Origin of the sequence: Isoptericola maris, assembly GCF_048065335.1 — a bacterium.
GTDB lineage: Bacteria > Actinomycetota > Actinomycetes > Actinomycetales > Cellulomonadaceae > Isoptericola > Isoptericola rhizosphaerae.
Genome location: NZ_JBLUNY010000003.1, coordinates 61,300 through 81,512 on the forward strand (window position 1 = coordinate 61,300; position 20,213 = coordinate 81,512).

16 protein-coding genes and 1 pseudogene are annotated in these 20,213 nt (G+C 72.1%); 11 read left to right on the forward strand and 6 right to left on the reverse strand.

Annotated features, from left to right (window positions below; translation table 11 throughout):
* The first annotated feature begins 105 nt into the window (after positions 1-105).
* The 5 genes from ACH5HR_RS06950 (at position 106) to ACH5HR_RS06970 (ending at position 4,709) form a co-directional block, all read left to right on the forward strand.
* The gene (locus ACH5HR_RS06950) at positions 106-1,680 is read left to right on the forward strand and encodes a sodium-dependent transporter (RefSeq protein WP_416477003.1); all 1,575 of its coding nucleotides are present in this window, start codon (positions 106-108) and stop codon (positions 1,678-1,680) included.
* Entirely contained in the window at positions 1,677-1,844 is a 168-nt protein-coding gene (locus ACH5HR_RS06955; protein WP_402374662.1) for a methionine/alanine import family NSS transporter small subunit, read from the forward strand. The genes ACH5HR_RS06950 and ACH5HR_RS06955 overlap by 4 nt, the downstream gene beginning before the upstream one ends.
* A gap of 141 nt (positions 1,845-1,985) precedes the next feature.
* Positions 1,986-2,930 carry an ABC transporter substrate-binding protein gene (locus ACH5HR_RS06960; RefSeq protein WP_416477006.1) on the forward strand — a complete coding sequence of 315 codons (945 nt, stop codon included), beginning with the start codon at positions 1,986-1,988 and terminating at the stop codon, positions 2,928-2,930.
* Position 2,931: 1 nt separating this feature from the next.
* Positions 2,932-3,921, forward strand: coding sequence for an amino acid ABC transporter permease (locus tag ACH5HR_RS06965; protein ID WP_416477008.1), 990 nt, complete (start codon positions 2,932-2,934; stop codon positions 3,919-3,921).
* The gene (locus tag ACH5HR_RS06970; RefSeq protein WP_416477010.1) at positions 3,918-4,709 is read left to right on the forward strand and encodes an amino acid ABC transporter ATP-binding protein; all 792 of its coding nucleotides are present in this window, start codon (positions 3,918-3,920) and stop codon (positions 4,707-4,709) included. The genes ACH5HR_RS06965 and ACH5HR_RS06970 overlap by 4 nt, the downstream gene beginning before the upstream one ends.
* 24 nt (positions 4,710-4,733) lie before the next feature.
* Here ACH5HR_RS06970 and ACH5HR_RS06975 read toward each other — a convergent pair whose 3' ends face one another.
* Positions 4,734-5,474, reverse strand: coding sequence for a hypothetical protein (locus tag ACH5HR_RS06975; RefSeq protein WP_416477012.1), 741 nt, complete (start codon positions 5,472-5,474; stop codon positions 4,734-4,736).
* 182 nt (positions 5,475-5,656) lie between these two features.
* Here ACH5HR_RS06975 and ACH5HR_RS06980 point away from each other — a divergent pair, with 182 nt between their 5' ends.
* The 3 genes from ACH5HR_RS06980 (at position 5,657) to ACH5HR_RS06990 (ending at position 7,561) form a co-directional block, all read left to right on the forward strand.
* The gene (locus ACH5HR_RS06980; protein ID WP_402374648.1) at positions 5,657-6,190 is read left to right on the forward strand and encodes an RNA polymerase sigma factor; all 534 of its coding nucleotides are present in this window, start codon (positions 5,657-5,659) and stop codon (positions 6,188-6,190) included.
* Positions 6,187-6,981, forward strand: a complete 795-nt coding sequence (locus ACH5HR_RS06985; protein WP_416477014.1) for a hypothetical protein — start codon at positions 6,187-6,189, stop codon at positions 6,979-6,981. The genes ACH5HR_RS06980 and ACH5HR_RS06985 overlap by 4 nt, the downstream gene beginning before the upstream one ends.
* A 100-nt stretch (positions 6,982-7,081) precedes the next feature.
* Positions 7,082-7,561, forward strand: coding sequence for a hypothetical protein (locus ACH5HR_RS06990; protein ID WP_402374644.1), 480 nt, complete (start codon positions 7,082-7,084; stop codon positions 7,559-7,561).
* A 10-nt stretch (positions 7,562-7,571) separates the two neighbouring features.
* Here the strand turns inward: ACH5HR_RS06990 and ACH5HR_RS06995 are convergent, their stop codons facing one another.
* Both ACH5HR_RS06995 and ACH5HR_RS07000 read right to left on the reverse strand, forming a co-directional pair.
* A complete protein-coding gene (locus tag ACH5HR_RS06995) occupies positions 7,572-9,554 on the reverse strand; it encodes an ABC1 kinase family protein (protein WP_416477016.1) in 1,983 nt (660 codons plus the stop codon).
* Positions 9,555-9,614: 60 nt separating this feature from the next.
* A complete protein-coding gene (locus ACH5HR_RS07000; protein WP_416477018.1) occupies positions 9,615-10,556 on the reverse strand; it encodes an excalibur calcium-binding domain-containing protein in 942 nt (313 codons plus the stop codon).
* A gap of 86 nt (positions 10,557-10,642) precedes the next feature.
* On the opposite strand from ACH5HR_RS07000, the gene ACH5HR_RS07005 reads away from it, so the two are divergent.
* Entirely contained in the window at positions 10,643-14,317 is a 3,675-nt protein-coding gene (locus ACH5HR_RS07005; RefSeq protein WP_416477020.1) for a TM0106 family RecB-like putative nuclease, read from the forward strand.
* A 53-nt stretch (positions 14,318-14,370) separates the two neighbouring features.
* Here ACH5HR_RS07005 and ACH5HR_RS07010 read toward each other — a convergent pair whose 3' ends face one another.
* Positions 14,371-15,135, reverse strand: coding sequence for a hypothetical protein (locus tag ACH5HR_RS07010; protein ID WP_416477022.1), 765 nt, complete (start codon positions 15,133-15,135; stop codon positions 14,371-14,373).
* A gap of 152 nt (positions 15,136-15,287) precedes the next feature.
* On the reverse strand, positions 15,288-15,491 hold the full coding sequence (cspE, locus tag ACH5HR_RS07015; RefSeq protein ID WP_106265512.1) for a transcription antiterminator/RNA stability regulator CspE: 204 nt from the start codon (positions 15,489-15,491) through the stop codon (positions 15,288-15,290).
* A gap of 228 nt (positions 15,492-15,719) precedes the next feature.
* On the opposite strand from cspE, the gene ACH5HR_RS07020 reads away from it, so the two are divergent.
* Positions 15,720-16,565 (forward strand): aldo/keto reductase, encoded by an 846-nt coding sequence (locus ACH5HR_RS07020; RefSeq protein WP_416477024.1) that lies wholly within the window; start codon positions 15,720-15,722, stop codon positions 16,563-16,565.
* A 177-nt stretch (positions 16,566-16,742) separates the two neighbouring features.
* Complete coding sequence (locus tag ACH5HR_RS07025) at positions 16,743-18,041, forward strand: ABC transporter substrate-binding protein (protein WP_416477026.1); 1,299 nt, start codon at positions 16,743-16,745, stop codon at positions 18,039-18,041.
* Positions 18,042-19,443: 1,402 nt separating this feature from the next.
* On the opposite strand, the pseudogene ACH5HR_RS07030 reads toward ACH5HR_RS07025, so the two are convergent.
* Positions 19,444-20,190: pseudogene (locus tag ACH5HR_RS07030) on the reverse strand (ABC transporter ATP-binding protein); the annotation flags it as partial.
* Positions 20,191-20,213 lie beyond the last annotated feature (23 nt).

The window sequence follows — 20,213 nt, forward strand, 5'->3', positions numbered from 1 at the left end:
CCGACGACAGCTCGTCTGAGCCGTTGCCTGTGCGGGCCGTATCGCGCATGATCGCAGGTGACGTGGTTTGACTCGACGGCGAACGACCCGGAGGCTGTGGGACTCGTGAGTACTGACAAGACGACTGCGGCGCCACGCGAGCAGTTCACCGGACAGGTCGGCTTCATCCTGTCGGCGGTCGGCTCGGCCGTGGGGCTCGGCAACATCTGGCGGTTCCCCGGGGTGGCGTACGAGAACGGCGGTGGGGCCTTCCTGGTCCCCTACCTGATCGCTCTGCTGACCGCCGGCATCCCGATCCTCTTCCTGGACTACGCGCTGGGCCACCGGTTCCGTGGCGGCGCGCCGCAGGCGTTCCGCCGGGTCAAGCGGTGGCTGGAGAGCCTCGGCTGGTTCCAGGTCATGATCTGCGTGCTGATCGCCGTCTACTACGCGGCCGTGGTCGCCTGGGCTGCGAGCTTCTTCGTCTACTCGTTCGGCCTCGACTGGGGCGACGACCCGGAGGCGTTTTTCTTCGGCGAGCACCTGCAGCTGCCCAAGAGTGCCGGTGTGGACACGGTGCTGACGTTCGATTTCGTCGCCGCCGTCCTCATCCCACTGGTTCTTGTGTGGGTCGCCGTCATCGCGGTCCTCGCGGCCGGGGTGGTCAGGGGCGTCCAGCGTGCCAACGTCGTCTTCATCCCGCTGCTGATCGTCGCCTTCACAGCCCTGGTGGTGCGCGCGCTGACACTCGACGGTGCGGTCGACGGCCTCAACCTGCTCTTCACCCCGAACTGGAGTGCGCTCGGAGACCCGAATGTGTGGATCGCGGCCTACGGGCAGATCTTCTTCTCGTTGTCCGTGGCGTTCGGCATCATGATCACGTACGCCTCGTACCGTCGGCGCCGGTCGAACATGTCCGGACCAGGTCTGGTCGTGGCGTTCTCGAACTCCGGCTTCGAGCTGCTCGCCGGCCTGGGTGTCTTTGCGGCTATCGGATTCTTGGCGGCCGACGCGGGGATGGCAGTGGCGGACCTGAGTATCGCCGGTGTGGGGCTCGCGTTCGTGACGTTCCCGGCCATCGTCTCCGAGATGCCCGCGGGCGCGTTCTTCGGAGCGCTGTTCTTCGGGTCGCTGGTGATGGCGGGGTTCACGTCGCTGGTGTCGATCCTGCAGGTTGTCTCCGCCGCCCTGCAGGAGAAGTTCGCGCTGTCTCGCCGCGCAGCGACGATCGGCCTCGGCGTGGTGCTCGGCACGGTCTCCGTGCTCGGGTTCAGCACCACGACAGGCCTGATCCTGCTCGACACGGCCGACGCGTTCGTCAACAACATCGGCATCGTCGCCTCGGCGATCTTCATGTGCGTGTTCGTGATCTGGTTCTACCGCCGGGGCCCGGAGCTGCGCTATCACCTCAACGCGGTCTCGACGTTCCAGGTCGGCCGCTGGTGGTACGTCTGCGTCGGTGCGATCGTCCCGGTGATGCTCATCGTGATGCTGGTCCAGTACGTCATCACGCGGATCAACGAGCCGTACGAGGGCTACGACACCACGTACCTGCTGTTCGCGGGCTGGGGCTCGGTCGCGCTGCTTGTCGTCGGGGCGATCGTGTTCACGCTGCCGCGCTGGCGTGGCCGTGACGAGTTTGCCGCGTGGCCGCCGTACCCGGTCGATACCGTCTCCGAGCAGAAGGGTGCCGTCCGATGACCACCGAAGCGATCCTCATGATGGCCGTGGCCATGGTGATCATCTGGGGAGGGCTGATCGTCAGCATCCTCGCCCTCCGCGCCCGTCCCGAGAGCGCCGACCTCCCGCCGGGCGGCGAGGACGACCATCGCGAGGACGCGGGGATCATCGAGCACGACACGTAGGCCTCGTGCCTGCGCGGGTGACGCACGTCATGCCGCGCAGGTTTGGTCGCGCGAGGAATAGGTATGCATGCTCATGCATAGACGTTGGGTTCCCGACCGGGTCTCCGCGTCGTCCCCTCCCGCGACCCCTCGGAGACCGTCATGCGCGCCCGCCCCGCCAAGTCCCTGTCCGTGCTCGCCGTCGGCGCCCTCGGCGCCGCGCTCCTCGCCGGCTGCACCACCGCTTCGCAGGACCTCGGGTCCGCGTCGGGCGCCGCCGCCGACGACGGCGCCGGCACCGCCACGCCGGGCTACGACATCTCCGGCATCGAGGCCGACGCCGACCTGGCCGCCCTCGTCCCGGAGGAGGTCGCCGCCGACGGCGTGCTGACCGTGGGCGCCGAGCTGTCCTATGCGCCGGCGGAGTTCGTCGCGCCCGACGGCGTCACCCCGGTCGGGTTCGACGTCGACATCGCCGGTGCGGTCGCCGCGACGCTGGGCCTCGAGGCCGAGGTGGAGCCCTCCACGTTCGACGCGATCATCCCCGCCGTCGGCACCAAGTACGAGGTCGGCGTCTCCGGCTTCACGATCGACGCCGAGCGCCTGCAGGTGGCGCACATGGTCAGCTACTTCGACGCGGGCTCGCAGCTCGCCGTGGCGGCCGGCAACCCGGACGGGATCGACGCGACCGACCTGTGCGGCGTCGTCGTCGGCGTGCAGACCGGCACCGTGCAGCAGAGCGAGCTCGAGACGGTCTCGGCCGACTGCGAGGCCGCCGGCTCCGAGGCCGTCGAGGTGCTGCCCTACGACTCGCAGGCCGACGTGACCACCAACCTCGTCGGCGGCAAGGTCCAGGCCATGTACGCCGACTCCCCCGTCACCGCGTACGCCGTGGACCAGGCGGACGGCACGCTCGAGACCCTCGGCGACATCACCGACGCCGCCCCGTACGGCGTCGTCGTCGCGCAGGGTGACACCGAGCTGGCCGAGTCCGTCCAGGCCGCGCTGCAGCAGCTCATGGACGACGGCACGCTGACGGCGATCCTCGACGTGTGGGGCAACGCCGACGGCGCGCTGGCCACCGCCGAGCTCGACCCCGGCGCCTGACGTGCCCGCCGAGATCCCGCGCCCCGGCGCGTCCCTGCCCGAGCCGCTGCGCGCCCGGCCGGTGCCCCGGCCGGGCCGCTGGGTGTCCGGGGCGATCGTGCTCGTGCTCGCCGCGATGGTCGTCAACGCCCTGGTCACCAACGCGAACTTCCGGTGGGACACCGTCTGGCTGTACCTGCGGGACGTCAACGTGGTGCGTGGCGTGGGCTGGACGCTCGTGCTCACCTTCGGGTCCATGGCCATCGCCGTGGTGCTGGCGGTCCTGCTCGCGGTGATGCGCCGCAGCGACAACCCGGTGATGCGGTGGGTCGCCTGGTGCTACATCTGGTTCTTCCGCGGCACGCCCATCTACACCCAGCTCGTGTTCTGGGGGCTGATCTCGGTGCTGTACCCGCGCCTGAGCCTGGGCATCCCGTTCGGCCCCGAGCTGCTGGTCTTCGATACCCGCACGGTCATCACCGCGTTCTGGGCGGCCCTGGTCGGGCTGGCGCTCAACGAGGCGGCCTACCTCGCCGAGATCGTGCGCGCGGGGCTGGGGTCGGTGGACGCGGGCCAGGCCGAGGCGGCGCGTGCGCTCGGCATGAAGGAGAGCAGGATCCTGCGCCGTGTCGTGCTGCCGCAGGCCATGCGGGTCATCGTACCGCCCACCGGCAACGAGACGATCTCGATGCTCAAGACCACCTCGCTGGTGGTCGCGGTGCCGTTCACGCTGGAGATCACGTACGCGACCAGCGCCATCGGCTCGCGCACGTTCGAGCCGATCCCGCTGCTGATCGTGGCGGCCCTGTGGTACCTGCTCATCACGTCGGTCCTCATGGTCGGCCAGCACCACCTCGAGCAGCACTACGGGCGCGGGTTCGACGACGGTGCGCGGCCCGGCCGAGGCGGCGGCCCCGGCCGCCGACGGCGGAACCGGCGGCCGAGCAGGCAGGCCGCGATCCGTGCGGCCGGCACCACCCGTGACGACCCGTTTGCCGAGGTGACCCCATGACCGACGTCCAGGCGACCCCCATGGTCGAGGCGCGCGACGTGCACAAGGTGTTCGGTCACGGCAGCGACGGCCTGCACGTGCTGCGAGGTGTGGACCTCGAGGTGCCGCGCGGCTCGGTGACGGTGGTCCTGGGGCCGTCGGGCTCCGGGAAGTCCACGCTGCTGCGCTGCCTGAACGAGCTCGAGGAGATCACGGCCGGGTCGGTGCACGTCGACGGCGAGCTGCTGGGCTACCGCCGGGACGCGCAGGGCGTGCTGCACCGCCTGCACCCGACGCGGATCGCCGCCCAGCGCTCCCGCATCGGGATGGTGTTCCAGCGGTTCCACCTGTTCGGGCACATGACGGCGCTGGAGAACGTCATGGAGGCGCCTGTGCAGGTTCGCGGGCTGTCGCGGCGCGCCGCGCGCACCCGTGCGCTCGAACTGCTCGACCGGGTCGGGCTCACCGATCGCGTCGACCACTACCCCGCACAGCTCTCCGGCGGTCAGCAGCAGCGGGTGGCGATCGCGCGGGCGCTGGCGATGGACCCCGAGCTCATGCTGTTCGACGAGCCGACCTCGGCGCTCGACCCCGAGCTGGTCGGCGAGGTCCTGACGGTGATGAAGGACCTCGCGGCGTCCGGCATGACGATGGTGGTCGTCACCCACGAGATCGGGTTCGCCCGGGAGGTCGCGGACCACGTGGTGTTCATGGACGACGGCGTCATCGTCGAGCAGGGCCCGCCGGGCGACGTGCTGGACCAACCGAGCGAGCCGCGGCTGCAGGAGTTCCTCGCACACGTGCTGTGAGGGCGGTCGCGGACCGAGCGACGTTCAGAGCCTGGAGCAGGCCGAACCCCAGTCGGTGTGCCCGATGGCGACCTTCTTCCAGATGTGTCCGGAGTACCCGGTGGTGGTCGTCTTCGTCTTGGAGATGCTGCGGGTCATCCCGCTGCTCCAGGTGGAGTTCGGGCCGGTCAGCCACGTGCTGCCGCGGTAGCAGCTCGACGCGGACGCCGAGATCCGGTAGATGCGCAGGAATCCCTTGACGCTGCCGGAGCCCCGGTACTTCCACGAGGCGTAGACCCGCCCGCCGCTCTTGTACACGCAGGCGGTGCCGGGCCCGTGGGTGCTGCTGCACGAGGTGCCCCGCGACAGCGCCGTCGTGCTGACGTCACCGGTCGCGCCGTCCTCCGCGGAGCTCATGAGGCGCTCCGCCTTCGCTGACGAGCAGTCCTCCACGAGGTCCACGCGGTGGGTGGACAGGTCGTCGGGTGCGCCCATCGCCCGGTTGTAGTCGACGTCGACCTCGTCGGAGATCTCCACCTCCTGCAGCTCGCAGCCACGGGTCGCGGCGTCCGCGTCCCAGTCGGTCGCCTCGGCCTCCGCCCGCTCCTCGGCGGCCCAGGACTCCCAGACGTCGGCGGGGCTGCCCGGTTCCGGCACGCCCGGCAGGTTCTCGTCGGCGGCGACGGCGGCCGGTGCCGACGTCGGCGCGGCAGCCAGGCCGAGTGCGAGGGCGGCGGTGCCGAGGATCGCGACGGCGTGGCGGTGGACGGTCCTGCGTCGGCTCATGTCGTTCTCCTCGCCCTGTCGAGCGTCGTCGTCGATGTCGAGATCGGGTGCGGTGGCGCGTGCACGAGTTGGGTGCGAGCGTACCGGCCGAGACCTCCGGCGCAACAGGTCGTGCCCTACCGTGTAGACATCGCGGCCCTGCCGGCAATGACAGGGTGATGGGTGGAAGAAGGTTGCGGAGCGTGGACGACGCCGAGGCGCAGGAGCGGCTGACCGGGCTGTGGGTCGATCACCACGAGCAGGTCACGCGCTTCGTCGCGCGCCGGGTCGCGCCCGAGCTGGTCGACGATGTCGTCTCCGAGGTCTTCCTCGTCGCGTGGCGGCGGCTGGACGACGTCCCGGCCGACCCCCGGCCGTGGCTCTTCGGGGTGGCGCGCAACGTCCTCGCGACGCACCTGCGCACGCACGGCCGCTGGCGTGCGCTCAACGTGCGGATCGAGCAGCAGCCCACCCTCGTCCGGGAGGGCGCCGACGACGTCGCCGCGGACCGCGCCGACCTGCGCCAGGCCTGGGAGCTCCTCTCCGACGGCGACCGCGAGGTCATCGCGCTTGTCGCCTGGGACGGGCTGACGACGGTCGAGGCCGCCCGCGTGCTCGGCTGCCGGCCCTCCACCTTCTCCGTGCGCCTCACCCGCGCCCGCAAGCGTCTGCTCGCATTCTCCGAGGTGCCGAGCGAGACGGCCGAGGTCCTGCAGAAGCTCCAGGAGGCGCGATGAGGTCCCCGATGCTCGACGAGCTCGCCGAGCTCGACCCGGCACGCGAGCTGCGGGCACCGGGCCACGCCGACGACGACGCCCTGGCCCGGATCCTCGCGCAGCCGCGTGTCGCCCGCGCCGGCGAGCGCCGGCCGGCAGCCCGCCGCCCGGGCCGGGTCGCGGCCGCCGCGAGCGCCGCGGCCGCCGTCGCGGTCGCCGTCGTGGTCACCACGGTCACGCTGGACTCCCCGGCCGCGTACGCGTCGTGGACGCCGGTGCCGGACGCCGTGCCCGAGGCGGAGCAGGAGCTGCGCACCGAGCAGTGCGGTGCCGGGGCGGCCGAGATCGTCGACGGCCCGGACGGACCCGTGGTGCAGGACTCGCCCGTCGAGCCGGTGCTGGTCGACGTGCGCGGCGACTACACGTACGTGGTGATGGCCGGCGAGGGCGCGTACACCGAGTGCTTCGTCACGGCCCCGGCCGACGAGCCCCCGACGGTCGTCACCGCGGGCGCTGCCGGCGTCGACCTCCCCGCCCCGGACGCGCGGGACCTCACGACCCTGCAGCGCGGGACGGCCTCGTGGTCCGAGGGTGACGGCACGGAGGGCGCGCTGACGTCCGCGTTCGGCCAGGCCGGCGACGACGTCGCGGCCGTCGAGCTGACGCTCACCAGCGGCGAGCGGGTCGAGGCGTCGGTGGCCGACGGCTGGTGGGCGGTGTGGGCGCCGGGCGGTGCGGCGCTCGCGGCACGCGCCGAGGTCACCTACACGGACGGGACGACGGTGATGACAGATGTCATGGCAGGTCCGTGACCAGGCCACGTGAACCGGTGCGTCCTCGCACCGGTCCTGGCCTCCGACCGGCCCCAGGATGGTGTCACGTCCTTCCACCACCATCCAGGAGCGCCGAGCCATGATCGAGAACCTGCAGTCCTTCACCGAGTCCCTCCCGCCGCTGCTGCAGTGGGTGGGCGTGATGGTCGCGGGGGCCATCCCGTTCGTCGAGTCCTACGCCGGCTCCGCGCTGGGCGTCCTCGCCGGCCTGAACCCGGCGGTCGCGGTGGCGGCCGCCGTCGTCGGCAACTTGGTCACCATGGTGATCTTCGTGGTGGCGACGGCCCGTGTGCGAACCGCCGCCGTCTCGCGGAGGGAGAAGCCCGACTCCCCTCGTCGCGCGAAGCTCCGTGAGCGGTTCGACCGCTTCGGGGTGCCCGGCGTGAGCCTGCTCGGCCAGACGGTGCTGCCCAGCCAGATCACTGCCGCGGCCATGGTGTCGTTCGGGGCCTCGCGCAACGCCGTGATCGGCTGGCAGATCGTCTCGATCATCCTGTGGGGTGTCCTGTTCGGCGTGCTGGCAGTGATCGGCTCCGACGTGGCGGGATACGGCGTCTGACGCTGGCGGGTCAGCCCGCGTCCTCGTCGTCGGCGCCGCGGAAGATCACCACGAGCAGGCGCATCACGAGGATGACGGACCCGCCGAGCAGTGCGGTCCCGAGCACGTGGAAGATGCCGACCGCGTCGGTCACCATCGGGCCGGGAGCCGCCAGGTAGAGCGCCACGGACATCAGGCCGGCGGTGCAGGCGAGCACCACCAGCAGGGCCTGGTGCCACAGCCGGGTGACGAACCGGCGGTCGGCGGGGTCGGCGAGGAGCCGGACGCCGACCTGCAGCCGGCCGTGCTCGACGGCGTCGGTGATCCGGTCGATCCGGCGGGGCAGACGGCGCAGCACCGGCACCAGCCCGACGAGCTCGGACTCCAGCGTGGCGCGCACCTCCCGCGGGGAGGCGGCCCGGTGCGCCGACCGCTCGGCGTACCGGCGAGCACCGTCCACCAGGTCGTACTCGTCGCAGATCACCTGCAGCGTGCCTTCGAGGGTGGCCAGCGTGCGGAACGCGGCCGCCACCTGCGGCGGGATGCCGAGCCGGTGCCGAGCGACGAGCTGGAACAGCGCCGCCATCGCAGGTGCGGCCTGCGCCGCGGACGGCCCGGCGTACCGGGCGAGGATCTCCCCGACCTCCTGCTCGATGCGATGCTCGTCGACGACGTCCGGGCGGTCCACCACCTCGAGCAGCGCGTCGGTGACGGCCACCGAGTCGGCCGTCGCCAGCGCCGCGAGCAGCAGCACGAGCTGGTCGCGCGCCCGTGAGCCCAGCCGCCCCACCGAGCCCAGGTCCAGCATCGCCAGGGTGCCGTCGTCCGCGACCAGCAGGTTGCCCGGGTGCAGGTCCACGTGGAACACGCCGTGCGCCACCACCTGGTCCACCACCACGTGCAGCAGGTTCTCCGCGATCGCCCGACGGCGGTCCTCGCCCAGGCGGGCGAGCACCGGTCCCGCCGCCCCGAGCGGCGTGCCCGCCAGGTGTTCCATGACCAGCACGCGGGCCGTGCACAGGTCCGGATCGGCGGCCGGCACGACGATGCCGTCCGACCCCTCGAGCCCCGCCGCGACCGTCGCGAGGTTGTCCCGCTCGACGCGGAAGTCCAGCTCCTCGCGCAGGGCGGCCGCGAAGCCTGCCACCAGGTCCGCCAGCCCGAGGTGCCGCGCCCACGCGGTCCGCGCCGTCAACGTCCGCGCCAGCCGGTCCAGGATGTCCAGGTCACCGGCCACCTGGGAGCCGATCCCCGGGCGCTGCACCTTGACGACGACGGCGCGTCCCGCCGTCGTGCGCGCCGCATGAACCTGGGCGACCGACGCCGAGGCGAGCGGCTCCTGCTCGATCGAGGCGAACACCTGTGTCGGTGGGGCGCCCAGCTCCGCGGTCAGGACCGCCTCGACGGCGGGCCACGGCAGCGGGTCCGCGTCGTCCTGCAGGCGGGACAGCTCCGCGACGAACTCCGGCGGGATGTCGCGGCGGGTGCCGAGCTGCTGGCCGAGCTTGACGAACGTGACCCCGGCGTCCTCCATCGCGCGCCGCACCGAGCGGGCCAGCGCACGGCGGTCCTCCGGCGTCGCGACGCCCCGATGACGTCCACCGCGCAGGAACCGCGCCAGCCCGTGCTGGGCCAGCACCCGCAGGATCCGCAGGTAGCGGCGCGTGCGCCGCGCCCGGCCCCGGAGCCCACGTACGGTGCTGACCGGGCCGGGCAGGGACCCGTTCGGGACCAGCATCTCGATCGCGGCCAGCGCGAACATCGCCACCACCAGCGTGACCACGGACAGCAGCGCGGTGTAGAGCAGCAGGTCGAGGGTGTCGCTGGACGGGTCGGGGACCGGCATCATGCCCGTCACGAGAGCAGGGCCGAGCGTGATCCCGACCGCCGCGGCGAGCAGCGTGCGCGGCAGACCGAGCCGGACGCCGATCACCCGCCGCACGAACAGGGCGAACAGCAGCAGCGCGATGAGCGCGGACCAGGCGTAGAGCTGGGCTCCAAGGACGTCGACCACCCGTTCACGGTACGGGGGGCCACCGTGGTGCGACATCGGGGATCACCCCGATGTCAGGAACTACTCCCCGGGCTCGCAGGCGACGCCGTTGCCGTTGCCGTCCAGGCTGCCGCGGTAGCCGGGCTGACCCTGCTGGATCGGGGCCGCCCCTGCTTCACGGGCGCCGTTGCAGTCCCAGTACCACCACTGGTCGCCGCCCGGCTGCTGCTGCTCCTGCTCCTGCTGTTGCTGCTGCTCCTGGGCCTGCTGCTCGGCGTCGGCGATGTCGTTCTCGCGGTTCGTCAGCTCGGTGTCGCGGTCGGCCACCGCCTCCTCGCGCTCCTGGATCTCCTTCTCCAGGGCGTCGAGGGCGTCGGAGCGCTCGGAGAGCTCGGCGCGGTCGGCCGCGAGCTGCTCCTGGGCCGCCTCGGCCTCGTCGACCTTTCGCTGCGAGTCGGCCACCGCCTGCCGGGCGTCGGAGGTCTGCACCATCGAGAACATGACGCCCATGATGATCCCCAGCGCCAGGCAGGCGACGGCCACGCCCGCGACCATCATGGTCGGAGGGCGTCGCTTGCGTACCGCTCTGCCTCCTGCCGCCGGTTCCGTCGCGCTGCGGGACGGCGCGGGGCGGACGTCGGGCGTCGGGTGGCCGGGCGGCTGCACCGGCGTCGTGCCGTGCTCGGTGGGGTGGATCGCGTCCGCCGGAGGAACGGGCGGGGGCGCCGGCGCCGGTGGCGGGGCAGGCGCGGGCTCGGCAGCAGCGGGCCGCACGGCGGGCGGCGGGGCGGCGGCCGGCGACGCCGTGACCGGCGCGAGCACCGACGTCGCGCCGACGTCCTGCGCGGCGGAGGCCGCGGCCGGGGCGAACGAGGGGGCGGGCGCGCCCGCCGTCGGCTCATCGACCCAGTACTCCCAGCCGGGCGGCGCCGGAGGCCACGACGGGTCGGGTGACCAGCCGGCCTCGGGCCGGAACCCGGGAGGGACCTGCCAGCCTGGAGGGGGGTTGAACCGCACGGACATGGGACTCCTTCGAGATCGCGCGGGCCCTACTATGGCGGACGCGACCGCCCGAGGTCCATGTCGGGGGCCACTGGTAGACCTGTGACATGTTCCTGCTGAGCGATGGCGATGGTGGTGACGCGCCGACGGCGACGGCGCCGCGGCTCGTGCACTCGGCGAGCGACCTCGTGGTCGCCGCAGAGTGCGAGCATGCGCTGCTGCGACGCCTCGACGAGGTGCTCGGCCGTGCCCCCGCGCGTCGCCGCGAACGGGACGAGATGCTCGAGCGCACGGCCCTGCTCGGACAATCGCACGAGCAGGCGGTGCTCGACAAGTTCGTGGACCGGTTCGGCTGGGCACAGGGAGACGGCCCGGGCGGCGTGGTGGCGATCGCCCCGCCGCGGCGCATGGAGCACGACGAGCTCGCGGCCGCGCACGCGCGCACCCTGGGAGCCCTCGAGCAGGGCGCCGACGTCGTCTTCCAGGCCGCGTTCTTCGACGGCCGCTTCCACGGCCGGGCCGACTTCCTCGTGCGCGACGGCGGCCCCCGGTACGCGGTCTGGGACACCAAGCTGGCCCGGCGGGAGAAGGTCCGCGCCGTGCTGCAGCTCGCGGCGTACGCCGACCAGCTCCTCGCGGCCGGCGTCGACCCGACGGAGCACGCCCACCTGGTGCTCGGCACCGGGGAGGTCACGAACCATCTGCTCGCCGAGGTGCTGCCGGTGTTCCGGGCGCGCCGGGAGCGGCTGCTCGAGGTGGTCGAGCGGCACGTCGCCGCGGACGCCCCCGTCGAGTGGGACGCACCCGGTCACACGGCCTGCCGTCGTCTGGGGCAGTGCCCGGACTGTGCCGCGGCCGCGGAGGCGCACTCCGACGTCCTGCTCGTCGCCGGGGTCTACGGCCCGCAGCGTGCACGGCTCGGCGAGGCAGGCATCACCACGGTGGAGGCGCTCGCCGGTGCGACGTCACCACCGGAGGGGATGAGCGCCGACCGGTTCGCCGGGCTGCGTCTCCAGGCCGGGCTGCAGCTCGGCACGGAGCCGGGGCACGGGTCGGTCAAGATCGAGACCGACGACGGCCCGGCCGAGCTGCGGTGGGCGCTCACCGACCCGCGATCGGTCGAGCGGCTGCCCCCGCCCAGCGAGGGAGACGTCTTCTTCGACTTCGAGGGTGATCCGCTGTGGACACCGCCCGACGGCGTGGGCGCCCCGGCGGCGTCCGGCATCGACTACCTGTTCGGCTGGGTCACACGCGACCTCGACGCGGAAGGTCGCCCGGCGTTCCAAGCGCTGTGGGCCGACTCGCTGGCCGACGAGTCCCGCGCCCTCGTCGCGTTCGTGGACGAGATGGCTGAGCGTCGCCGTCGATGGCCGGACATGCACATCTACCACTACGCGGCGTACGAACGGACGCACCTGCTGTCCATCGCGGCGCGCCACGGCGTCTACGAGGAAGAGGTCGACGAGCTCCTGCGGGCCGGCGTGCTCGTCGACCTGTACGCCACCGTGCGGGCCGGGCTGCGCATCTCGCACCGGTCCCGCTCGATCAAGAAGCTCGAACCGCTGTACATGCGCGACGAGGCGGCACGCTCCGGAGTCACGGACGCCGCCGCCTCCGTGGTCGAGTACGCCGAGTACTGCGAGCTCGTCGAGGCGGGCGCGAGCGACGAGGCCGCCGCCCGGCGCGCCGAGATCCTCGACTACAACCGCTACGACTGCCTGTCGACCCTGCGCCTGCTCGACTGGCTGCGCTGGGCGCACGACGAGGTGGTCGGCCCGGTCGAGGTGCCCGTGGCGGCACCGCTCGCCGTCCCCGAGGAGATCACCGTCGACGAGGCGCGGGCCGCCCGCGACCGGCTCGAGGCCGATGTCCGTGCCGCCGTCGAGCACGCGCACCCGCACGACCCGAGGGACGTCGCGGCCGTCCGGGCGCTGAGCCTGCTCGGCGCGAGCGTCGGGTACCACCGCCGCGAGGGCAAGCCGTTCTGGCACGCGCACTTCGCACGCCTCGAGCTGCCCCCCGACGAGTGGCCGGGCCGGCGCTCGGCGTCGGTCGTCGAGTCGTGCCGGGTGCTGCGTGACTGGGAGGTCGAGCCCGGCCGGCGGACGCCGTCGCGCGTGCTCGAGCTGGGCTGCCCGGCCGTCGAGGGCTCCGAGCTGCGGGTCGGCGTCGGGGCGTTCCTCCTCTACGAGGCGCCCGGGCCCGCCGCCGTCGGTGAGATCGGGCCACGAGCGGTGCGCGGATGCCACGGCCGGGTCGAGATCCCCGCGGTCCGCCGGGTGTCCGACGACGGCGGCGAGCGGGACGTCTTCACCGTGCGGGAGGCGGTGGGCCGTGACCACGAGCCGCACGCCGAGGCGCCGTCCGCGATCTCCGTCAACGGGTTCGTCCAGGCCAAGCCGCAGGAGTCCGCGACGGCAGAGGCGGCGTCGGCGGCCCTCGAGGCGTGGCGCGCCGGGGAGTCGGCGGGCGCGCCGATGGCCGAACGGCTGCCCCCCGGGCCTATGACCGACCTGCTCCAGCGGCATCCGTCGCGGGTGACCGGCGGCCTGCCGGTCCCGGCGCTCGCCGAGGACGGCGAACCCGACGTCGTGGCAGCGGTCGAGGAGGCCGTCCGGCGCCTCGACCGGTCCTACCTCGCGGTGCAGGGCCCTCCGGGGACCGGCAAGACCTACCTGGCGTCGCACGTCATCGCGGCACTGGTGCGCAGCGGTTGGCGCATCGGCGTCGTGGCGCAGTCGCACGCCGTCGTCGGAAACCTGCTCCACGGCGTCCTGGCGGCGGGCGTGCCGGCCGAGCAGGTCGCCAAGAAGTCGTCGTCGGGCGACCCGGACGACGTCCCCTGGCAGCCGATGTCGCCCGAACCGTTGGAACGGTTCTCCGCGTCGGCCGGTGAGGCGGGCGACGGCTGCGTGGTCGGCGGGACCGCCTGGGACTTCGCGCACGAGCGGTGGCCGGACTCCGGGCTGGACCTCCTGGTGATCGACGAGGCAGGCCAGTTCGCCATCGCGAACACGGTGGCGGTGGCGCGGGCCGCGTCACGGCTGCTGCTGCTCGGCGACCCGCAACAGCTGCCACAGGTCACGCAGGGGAACCATCCCGACCCTGCCGTGGGTGGTTCGGCGCTCGGCTGGCTCGCCGACGGCCACGAGACCCTGCCGGACGGGCTCGGGTACTTCCTGCCCGCGTCCCGCCGCATGCACCCCGACCTGTGCGCCGGAGTCTCCGACCTCGCCTACGACGGCAGGCTGCACGCCCACGCCACCGCACGCGGCCGTTCGCTCGACGCTCTCGCACCCGGGGTGCACGAGGTGCTGGTGCCCCACGAGGGCCGCGCGGTGGCCTCGCACGAGGAGGCGGACGCCGTGGTGCGGCAGGTGCGCGCCGTCGTCGGGCGGGAGTGGGTCGGTGCCGCGAACGGCGCGGCCCGGCGGCTCACCCCGACCGACGTCATCGTGGTCGCGGCGTACAACGCGCAGGTCTGGGTCGTGCGTCGCGCGCTGGAGGCGGCAGGGCTCGAGGACGTCCCGGTCGGCACCGTGGACAAGTTCCAGGGCCAGGAGGCACCCGTGGCGATCCTGTCGATGGCGGCTTCCTCCCCGGAGGAGGTGCCGCGCGGCATGGCCTTCCTGCTGAGCCGGAACCGGGTCAACGTGGCCGTCTCGCGGGGACAGTGGTGCGCGATCGTCGTCCGGTCACCGCGGCTGACGGACTACCTGCCGACGTCCGTGCGGGACCTCGAACAGCTCGGCGCGTTCCTCCGCCTCGTCACGCCGAGGTAGTGCGGCTCGCGCCGAGGTAGTGCGGCTCGCGCCGACGTAGGTGCCCGGCCGGGTCAGATGTCGAACCCGCCGCCGTCGCCGCCGAAGAAGCCGCCACCGTCCCCACCGAAGAAGCCGCCGAAGATCCCTTCGTCGCCGGCCGCTTCGCCACCACCGGCGTCCGCTGCTCCGGCCTCCCCTTCGGCGCCGCTGCCGTCGCCGGCCGCGGCAGCATCTTCGGCGACGGGAGCCGAGGGATCACCGAACATCGGGCCGAACAGCGCGTTCGCGACCGCCGAGCCGATCACGACGCCGGCGACCGTACCGAGCAGGCTGGAGCCGACCATCGCGCCGAACCCGGGTGCCGCGCCACCTTGACCGCGGAACGTGTTCTCGAGCGTGCCGGGGCTGCGCATCTCCGCACGCGTCGCCATCCGCGCCAGGGACCGGGGATCGTCCGAGGTGGCGCGCTCGGACTCCGGCACGGTCGCCCCGACCTCCGTCAGGACGCGCTGGCGCTGCTCAGGGGTGAGCTGGGAGAACGCTTCGGCGTGCGCCTGCTCGACGGCGTCCGGCGGGGCGGTGCGGAGCAGGTAGCGGTAACGGTCGATCGCGACGTCGTCCGGGTGGCGATCCGGGGCCGGGCCGGATGTGCCCGGACCAGACGAGTCCGGGCCGGACGGCGGCGCCGTCCGTGCCGCCGTCGGCTCCTGCTGGTACATGCCGGGCTGATGCTGGGTGGGGGACTGGTAGCCGCGCGGTGTCCCGCCGCCGGTCATGCCGGGGATGGCGGGACGCTCGTCGCGTGACCTGCCGAGGAGTCGGTCGAGGAAGCCCATGCCGAGGGAACGCGCGGTGCCGGGCGCTGGTTCCCGGCGGACGGCGATCAGCCCGGAGACGAAGAACGGCCCGCACCTGCTGCCCTGAGGCAACGGGTGCGGGCCGTCCGCACGAGGAGAGGGCCGCCGTCAGGCGACCGTCACGCGTGAGATCAGACCGGGCGAACGTTCTCCGCCTGCGGGCCCTTGGGGCCCTGCGTGACGTCGAACTCGACCTTCTGCTCCTCCTCCAGCGAGCGGTAGCCCTGCGACTGGATCGCGGAGAAGTGAACGAACACGTCAGCGGTGCCGTCCTCGGGGGCGATGAAGCCGTAGCCCTTTTCGCTGTTGAACCACTTCACAGTTCCGGTGGCCATGGGGTACTCCTTCAAGAGTCGGCGACCCCGACTGTCGGGGGCGCTCATCACGGTGTTCGTCGTCAACTCTTGAAAGACCAAGGTCCGCCGACTCCGCTGCGTCAATCCTGACGACACAACCTCGTCGACGCAGGACGGAAGACCGTCCCGGTACGAGCAACACACTGCAACAGCCTCAACCGTACGCGAGCGCGCGCCATCGCACCAGCACAAGACACAATGTTGTGCATGACTGTTCCCAGTATCACCCTGAACAACGGTGTCCGGATCCCGCAGGTCGGCCTCGGCGTCTTCCAGGTGCCCGACGACGGCACGCAGGCGAACGTGGAGCAGGCGCTCGAGCGCGGCTACCGTCACATCGACACCGCCGCGGGCTACTACAACGAGGCCGGTGTGGGAGCGGCCCTGCGCGCATCAGGCATCCCGCGTGAGGAGCTGTTCGTCACCACGAAGCTCCGCAACGGTGATCAGGGCTACGACTCGGCGCTGCGGGCGTTCGAGGACTCGCGGCGGGCGCTGGGCCTCGACGTCGTCGACCTCTACCTGATCCACTGGCCGATGCCCGGCAAGGACCTCTACGTCGAGACGTGGAAGGCGTTCGAGAAGCTGCTGGCCGACGGGGCGGTGCGAGCCATCGGCGTCTCGAACTTCCTGACGGACCACCTGGAGCGCCTGGTCAGCGCGTCGGACGTGGTCCCGGCCGTGAACCAGATAGAGGTCCACCCGACCTTCCAGCAGCTCGACGTGCAGGCCGCGTGCCGCAAGCTCGGGATCGCGGTCGAGGCCTACTCGCCGCTCGGCCGCGGTGCTGACCTGGAGGCTCCCGCGGTGAAGTCGGTCGCCTCCTCGCTCGGCGTCACGACGGCCCAGGTGGTGCTGCGCTGGCACGTCCAGCAGGGGACGATCGTCATCCCGAAGTCGCTGTCCGCGGAGCGGCAGGCGAGCAACATCGACCTCTTCGCGTTCGAGCTCGACGAGGAGCAGATGGCCGCCGTCTCGGGGCTCGACGCCGGCGCGTCGGGCCGGACCGGTTCCGACCCGGCGACCGCAGAATTCACCCAGTTCCGCGCCTGAGCACGGTGGTCGTCCCGTGGCGCGCGGGTCGGCAGGTGTGAGACACATAACAGGTTCGTCACGATCCCGCCGATGTGGCGCATCTGACACATGCACGTCACACAATCGGGTTAGGTTCAGCGCCACTACATGCGGCATTGAGTGGCCGTGGGAAGTCCGACCCCGAAGGGGAAGCACATGAATCGACGCATGACGGCTGCCAAGGGCATCGCTTTTGCCGCAGTCCTCACCCTTGGCCTGGCGGCCTGCGCCTCCGACACGGAGCCTGAGGGTGAGTCGACCGCCGAGGAGACGACCGACGAGGGCGCGGCCGACGCCGAGCCGCTGACCATCGGCACGATCCTGCCGGTCACGGGCACTCTCGCGTTCCTCGGCCCGCCCGAGATCGCCGGTGTGGGCCTCGCGATCGCGGACATCAACGAGGCCGGTGGCGTCCTCGGCAACGAGGTAGCCGTCGAGTGGGGCGACTCGGGCGACACCACGGACCCGTCCGTGGCCAGCTCGACCGCGACGGACCTCATCAGCAGCGGCGTCTCCGCCGTCATCGGTGCGGCCTCGTCCGGTGTCTCCCTCTCGGTCGTCGACACGTTCGCCGAGGCCGAGGTCATGCAGATCTCGCCCGCCAACACGGCTGCGGACCTCTCGGGCTACGGCGACTTCTTCGCTCGCACCGCCCCGCCGGACACCGTCCAGGGCGCCGCGCTCGGTTCGCTGATCCTCGACGGCGGCCACATGGACGTCGCGATGCTCGTGCAGAACGAGGCGTACGGCACGGGCCTGCGCGACCACACGCAGTCGGCCATCGAGGCCGGCGGCGGCACCGTCGTCTACGGTGCCGGGGGCGCCGGCGAGGAGTTCCCTCCCGGTGAGACCAACTTCGGTGCCCAGGTGACGGCCGCGCTCGCCGCCGAGCCGGACGCGATCGTCGTCATCGCCTTCGAGGAGACCGTGGCGATCGTCAACGAGCTCGTCTCCCAGGGTTGGGACTTCGACGGGACGACGTACTTCTGCGACGGCAACCTGTCCAACTACGGTGACCAGTTCGACGAGGGCACGCTGGCCGGCGTCCAGGGCACGCTGCCAGGTGCTCAGGCCGACGACGACTTCAAGGAGCGCCTCAAGACCTGGTACTCGGAGAACGAGGGTGGCGAGCTCGCCGACTTCTCGTACGCCGCGGAGTCCTACGACGCCACGATGCTGGCCGCGCTGGCCGCGACCCGCGGGGAAGCGACGGACGGCCGGACCATCGCGGACAACATCCGCGCGGTCTCCGGTTCCGAGGGCGGCACCGAGGTGAGCTCGTTCGCCGATGCCGTCGCGGCGCTCGATGCCGGCGAGGAGATCACGTACAAGGGTCTCTCGGGCACCGGTCCGCTGAACGATGCCAACGACCCGTCGTCGGCCTTCATCGGTATCTACCAGTACGACGACTCGAACGAGTACTCGTTCGAGCGGGAGATCGAGGGTTCGATCTAGTGATGCCGCACGGCTGACCCTCGGGTCGGCGAGCACGACGGCGGCCCGGTCATCCACGCGATGGCCGGGCCGCCGTCGTCGTCCCCGCCGAGGTAGTGCTCCGCCCGGCGAGGTAGTGCGCCGTCCGCCGAGGTAGTACTTCGCCTGGCGAGGTAGGACGACGCCGCTCCGGTCACGCGGTGGCGGCGCGCCGCCCCGAGCCTGTCCCCAGGAGCGCTCGTCCACCATCGGGCCCGACGGCGCCACGAGGGCGAGTCGGTCCGGGCGATCCTCGCAGCATGAGCGAAGAGATCCATACTGCAGCGATCCGGCGGATCACTCGGATCCTGAACACGATGAGCGCGCCGGGATCGCCGCTGCGCACGATGTACTCGGCAGATCGGGCGGAAGCGCCGACAGCGCCACCTGCACTCCACATCACGCACGCCGACCCCGAAGCGCTCGCACGGCACGTCCAGCAGGGCAGGATCGAACGCCTCGGGCGGTCGCTCTACGTCGAGAGGTCCGAGGTTGAGGAAGGGGACGGTCACGAGCAGTACGAGCTGTCGCTCCTGACCGAGGTACGCCGTCTCCTGGCGACCGGACAGGCGACGCCCGCGTTCTCGCACTCGACCGCCGCGCTCCTGCACGGTGCCTGGACCTTTCATGTGCCGCGGCTCGTGCACGTCACGTACGCGGTGAACCGTCACGTCGTCGGCGGCATCCCCGTGACGACCAAGGAGAGGACGCTGGCCGACTGCATCCGCACCCTCCCCACGGCGGCCGCGCTGGTGACCTGTGGCTCGTTGTTCCGGCGTGGGGCCGACCCTCGCGAGGTCGACCGGCTCATGAGTGCCTCCAAGGGGAAGCGGGGCATCGTCCAGGCACGGCGCATCCTCGAGCTCTGTGACCCTCGTTCAGTCTCGCCCGGGGATTCGGTCGCGCGTCTCGCCGCCGTCGATGCCGGCCTCACGCGGCGGCGAGTACCGGGATCCGGCGATCGTGCGACAGGCCGAGCTGTCGCGTCAGGAAGCGCTGGAACACGAAGGGTGGATCGTGATCCGTGTGCGGTGGGAGGACCTGGAGGATTCGGCGGACCTGGTGCTACCTCGACGGGTCAGGTGCTACCTCGGTGCGGCGGGGGCGTCGGGTGAGTTCCGGCGTCGGCGCGAGCAACGACGAGGGCGGGCGTCCCGGTGTCCCGGAACGCCCGCCCTCGTCCGCCGAAGCGCCGACTACCTCGGCGCGGTCGTAACTACCTCGGCGTGTCGGTGACGGGTTGGGACCCGGTCTCGTCAGCGGGCTCCGCCGGCGCCTCGGCCTCCCTCACATCGGCCTCCGCGGCCTCAGCTGCCTCCGCGGCGTCGGCTGCCTCCGCGGCGTCGGCTGCCTCCGCGGCGTCGGCCGCGACGGCGGCATCGTCCACGTCCTCGGCGAGGGTGCCCAGGTACAGCGAGATGACCTTCGGATCGGCCTGCAGCTCCCGGCCGGTGCCGGTGTACGCGTCCTTGCCCTGGTCGAGCACGTAGCCGCGGTCGCAGATCTGCAGGCAGCGGCGAGCGTTCTGCTCGACCATGATCACGGAGACGCCGGCCTTGTTGATCATCCGGGTCCGCAGGAACGTCTCGTCCTGACGGACGGGCGACAGGCCGGCGGACGGCTCGTCGAGCAGCAGCACCGACGGGTTCATCATGAGGGCTCGGGCCATGGCGACCATCTGCCGCTCACCGCCGGACATGGCGCCTGCGCGCTGCGAGCGACGATCGTGCAGCACGGGGAAGAGGTCACCGATGAAGGACCAGCGCTCGGCGAAGATCTTCGGCTTGAGGTACGTCCCCATCCGCATGTTCTCCTCGACGGTGAGCGAGGGGAACACGTTGTTGTTCTGGGGGACGAACCCGACGCCGTTGGCGACGAGCTGGTTCGCCTTCATCCCGGTGATGTCCCGGCCTTCCAGCGTGACCGTGCCGGAGTAGACCTTCACCAGCCCGAAGAGGGCCTTCAGCAGCGTCGACTTGCCCGCGCCGTTGGGGCCGATGATGCCGACGAGCTCGCCCTTGGCGACCTCGAGCGAGCAGCCGTCGAGGATGTTGACGCCGGGGATGTAGCCGGCGACGAGGTTGTCCGCGTGCAGGAGCAGGTCTTTCTGGGGGACGCCGGCGGCCGACATCTTCTCGCCGGGGACCGTGGTGG

What these genes read in the sequence shown, in the direction of transcription:
- ACH5HR_RS06955 (WP_402374662.1), top strand. Translation starts at nt 1,677, where the DNA reads ATGACCACCGAAGCGATCCTCATGATGGCCGTGGCCATGGTGATCATC.
- ACH5HR_RS06960 (WP_416477006.1), top strand. Translation starts at nt 1,986, where the DNA reads ATGCGCGCCCGCCCCGCCAAGTCCCTGTCCGTGCTCGCCGTCGGCGCC.
- ACH5HR_RS06970 (WP_416477010.1), top strand. Translation starts at nt 3,918, where the DNA reads ATGACCGACGTCCAGGCGACCCCCATGGTCGAGGCGCGCGACGTGCAC.
- ACH5HR_RS06975 (WP_416477012.1), bottom strand. Translation starts at nt 5,474, where the DNA reads ATGAGCCGACGCAGGACCGTCCACCGCCACGCCGTCGCGATCCTCGGC.
- ACH5HR_RS06985 (WP_416477014.1), top strand. Translation starts at nt 6,187, where the DNA reads ATGAGGTCCCCGATGCTCGACGAGCTCGCCGAGCTCGACCCGGCACGC.
- ACH5HR_RS06990 (WP_402374644.1), top strand. Translation starts at nt 7,082, where the DNA reads ATGATCGAGAACCTGCAGTCCTTCACCGAGTCCCTCCCGCCGCTGCTG.
- ACH5HR_RS07000 (WP_416477018.1), bottom strand. Translation starts at nt 10,556, where the DNA reads ATGTCCGTGCGGTTCAACCCCCCTCCAGGCTGGCAGGTCCCTCCCGGG.
- ACH5HR_RS07005 (WP_416477020.1), top strand. Translation starts at nt 10,643, where the DNA reads ATGTTCCTGCTGAGCGATGGCGATGGTGGTGACGCGCCGACGGCGACG.
- ACH5HR_RS07010 (WP_416477022.1), bottom strand. Translation starts at nt 15,135, where the DNA reads ATGGGCTTCCTCGACCGACTCCTCGGCAGGTCACGCGACGAGCGTCCC.
- cspE (WP_106265512.1), bottom strand. Translation starts at nt 15,491, where the DNA reads ATGGCCACCGGAACTGTGAAGTGGTTCAACAGCGAAAAGGGCTACGGC.
- ACH5HR_RS07020 (WP_416477024.1), top strand. Translation starts at nt 15,720, where the DNA reads ATGACTGTTCCCAGTATCACCCTGAACAACGGTGTCCGGATCCCGCAG.
- ACH5HR_RS07025 (WP_416477026.1), top strand. Translation starts at nt 16,743, where the DNA reads ATGAATCGACGCATGACGGCTGCCAAGGGCATCGCTTTTGCCGCAGTC.